A 3,010-nucleotide genomic window follows, 5' to 3' on the forward strand; every position below is an offset into this window, starting at 1 on the left:
ATCCCGACCTGTAAACACCTTTTTTCGAGATTTATGGAGATTTTCGGCGATTGTTTTTTTCACCCCCGAAACGGTCCGCACAAACCCTTGGCTTTCGGGGGTTTCACGTAGAAATCGGATATGTGCATAGCTCGACCCACATCGGCGCATAACGCCGAAAACCACAGGGAAAACCGACTCTGCGCCAATAATTACAATATGGAGTCCAATGACTTCGCAGCAAAAACGAAAAAGGAAACGTTCAAATCGCAACAAGATTTTCGCTTTTTCACACAATCCAAGTCGCGTAAGAGAATCGCATTAATGTTCTTGCACCACCAGAATGACCGATGGCCAAATCCATCATCTGTTTTGGCGGTTGCAGCCCCACATATATAAAAGGCCCATATCCGTGATCGATATCCCGCACATTGTCGCCCATCGCGGCGCTTCGATTGAAGCCCCGGAAAACACCATTGCCGCATTCCGGGTTGCCGGCGCACGCGGTGCCAAATGGATTGAGTGTGATGTCACGTTAAGCGCGGATGACAAATGCGTGCTTATCCATGACGACACGCTTGAACGGACCACCAACGGTACCGGCCCCATCCATCACAGCGATTTTGACACCCTGCGCAACCTTGATGCCGGGGGATGGTTTTCAGACATATATAAGGGCGAACGAATCCCCAGCCTGAAAGATACGCTCGAAACCCTGTATTTCATGGATATGGGGGCCAACCTTGAAATCAAGCCATCTGGCTGTGATCCGGTCCGCCTGTGCGAGGAAGTCATCAAGGAACTCAGCACTTCAAAGACCGTACCGCCAATTCTGATTTCAAGCTTTGATGACACCGCGGTTGCCCATATGCGCAAGCATATGCCAGACCTGCCCTGCGGCTGGCTTCTGGAAACCCTGCCGAAAAACTGGAAGGCCGAGTATGCGCGTCTTGGTGCATCGGCCATTCATATCGACCACAAGGCACTGACACCGGTGAGTGCTGCCGAGATTGTCGATGCTGGTGTCCCGCTGGTTTGCTATACCATCAACGATGTCGAACGCGCCAAGGAGCTTTTCTTCTGGGGGGTAACATCGGTGATTACCGATGATCCGGCCAAATTGCTGATGGCGATTCCCCGCCGACCGTTCGCCGCCCACAGATAGACCCTGGATCAAATCAAACCAGGGCAAAACGGCATCATGGCTCTGATCGCCACCACGACCCAGAGCCTGATCGCCAGATAAAAACAGGAAACAGTCCAATGTCCATTGCCCCACAAGATGGTGCTCCGGCTCCGCCGCCACTTGATCCGGCACTTGATCCGACACTTTCGCCAACCCCGCTTTATCCCAATAACCGGGTAAAGCGTCATCTAAGCGAATTGTTCAGACTGGCACTGCCGGTGACGATTGCCCGTCTTGGCATGCTGATCATGGCGGTTGTCGATACCATCGTGGTTGGCAACTATGACAGTGCGGCACTGGCCTACCTTAATATTGCACATGCGCCCTTTACATCCTTGATGGTGACCGGCATCGGACTTCTGACCGGGGTGATGGTCATGACATCGCATGCCAAGGGCCGTGACAACCTGATGGCGGCCGGGGCCGTGTGGCGCAATGCCATGCCTTATGCTGTCCTGATCGGCATTGTCTTTACCGTTCTGACCATGCAATCGGACTGGCTGTTTAAAATCACCGGTCAACCGGTCGAAATCACCGACCATGCCGGCGATCTGGCCATGATTCTGGCGATCGGGATGCCCGCCGCACTTATTTACATCACCTGTGCCTTTTTCCTTGAAGGATTGCAGCGACCACTGCCGGGCATGGTGTTGATGATCGCAGCCAACCTGGTCAACCTCGTTCTTGATTACGGGCTGGTTTACGGGGCGTTTGGTTTGCCGGAACTGGGTGCCGAAGGTGCGGCTTGGACATCAAGCGTCATCCGCTGGTTCATGGCGCTTGGTTTGCTCGGTTATATCCTGCTGATGAAAAGCCATCATCTTTATGGCATTCGCAATGGCTTTGCCGGGTGGTGGCGCGGATCGCGCGATGCCCGCCATCTGGGCTATGCTGCGGGCGCCAGTCAGGGGATGGAAACCGGCGCCTTTGCCGCCATGCAGCTTTTCGCCGGTCGTCTTGGCGTGATTGCCGCGGCAAGCTACGGCATCAGCATGACGCTTTTGGCCCTGATGTTTATGGTAGCACTTGGTCTGGCGTCGGCAACATCGGTTCGGGTCGGCATTGCCTATGGCAGGCGGGACCGACCGGACATGGCGCTTGCCGGATGGATTGGTCTTTTGACCACGATGTGCGTGATGCTGGCCCTGAGCATTCCGCTTTATCTGTTCCCTGATGCGGTTGCACATCTGTTTACCCAGGACGTCGCGGTGCTTGCCACCACGGTTTCAGTGCTGATTTTGATGCCGATCATTTTTCCGACCGATGGCGGACAGAATGCCGCGATCAGTGCCCTTCGTGGGGCTGGCGATAAATGGGCACCAACGATTTTGCATCTGGTGTCCTATATCTTTGTCATGATCCCGGTTGGCTATTACCTGTCATTCGTTCTTGAGATGGGGGTGCGCGGCCTGTTCTGGGGTATTGCGATTGCAAGCCTTGTCGCGGTCAGCGGGCTGGCGATCCGGTTCCTGATCGTGTCATCGCGCGACATTCCGGAACATCCCGAACAGATCTAGTCATAGAGAACCAACGAACAAAAAGCGCCGCCGGTTTCGCCCGACGGCGTTTTTTCAACCCATGCCATGCACGTGATCAGGAACGCGCGGCATCAAATTGGCGCTTCGGCATCAAAAGATCACAGAACGGCAGGACCAGTGTATCGAACGCCGATGCAGCGCGCGCAGCATCAATCCGGATGATGTGCTGTTCGATATCGCGCTGGGTGGCAAACGCGCCAAGCGGTGCCAGTTCCGGCAAGGCATCAACCATGATCGCGTAAAATGCGACCTGATCCTCCCGCGCTGTTCCCGCCGCCAGATTGCCCAGATGGTTATAAAGCGCCAT

The 3,010-nt window shown here is 54.9% G+C and carries 2 protein-coding genes and 1 pseudogene; 2 read left to right on the forward strand and 1 reads right to left on the reverse strand.

Translation table 11 applies throughout. The annotated features are described in order from the left end of the window. The first annotated feature begins 391 nt into the window (after nucleotides 1–391). Nucleotides 392–1,144, forward strand: a complete 753-nt coding sequence (locus B3Z49_RS02415; protein ID WP_296988019.1) for a glycerophosphodiester phosphodiesterase family protein — start codon at nucleotides 392–394, stop codon at nucleotides 1,142–1,144. Between the two features lie 98 nt (nucleotides 1,145–1,242). After that, nucleotides 1,243–2,682 (forward strand): MATE family efflux transporter, encoded by a 1,440-nt coding sequence (locus B3Z49_RS02420; protein WP_008889135.1) that lies wholly within the window; start codon nucleotides 1,243–1,245, stop codon nucleotides 2,680–2,682. 76 nt (nucleotides 2,683–2,758) lie between these two features. On the opposite strand, the pseudogene B3Z49_RS02425 reads toward B3Z49_RS02420, so the two are convergent. Continuing rightward, nucleotides 2,759–3,010: pseudogene (locus B3Z49_RS02425) on the reverse strand (hypothetical protein); the annotation flags it as partial.

Origin of the sequence: Thalassospira sp. UBA1131 (genome assembly GCF_002311515.1) — a bacterium.
Taxonomy (GTDB): Bacteria; Pseudomonadota; Alphaproteobacteria; order Rhodospirillales; family Thalassospiraceae; genus Thalassospira.

What these genes read in the sequence shown, in the direction of transcription:
- B3Z49_RS02420 (WP_008889135.1), top strand. Translation starts at nt 1,243, where the DNA reads ATGTCCATTGCCCCACAAGATGGTGCTCCGGCTCCGCCGCCACTTGAT.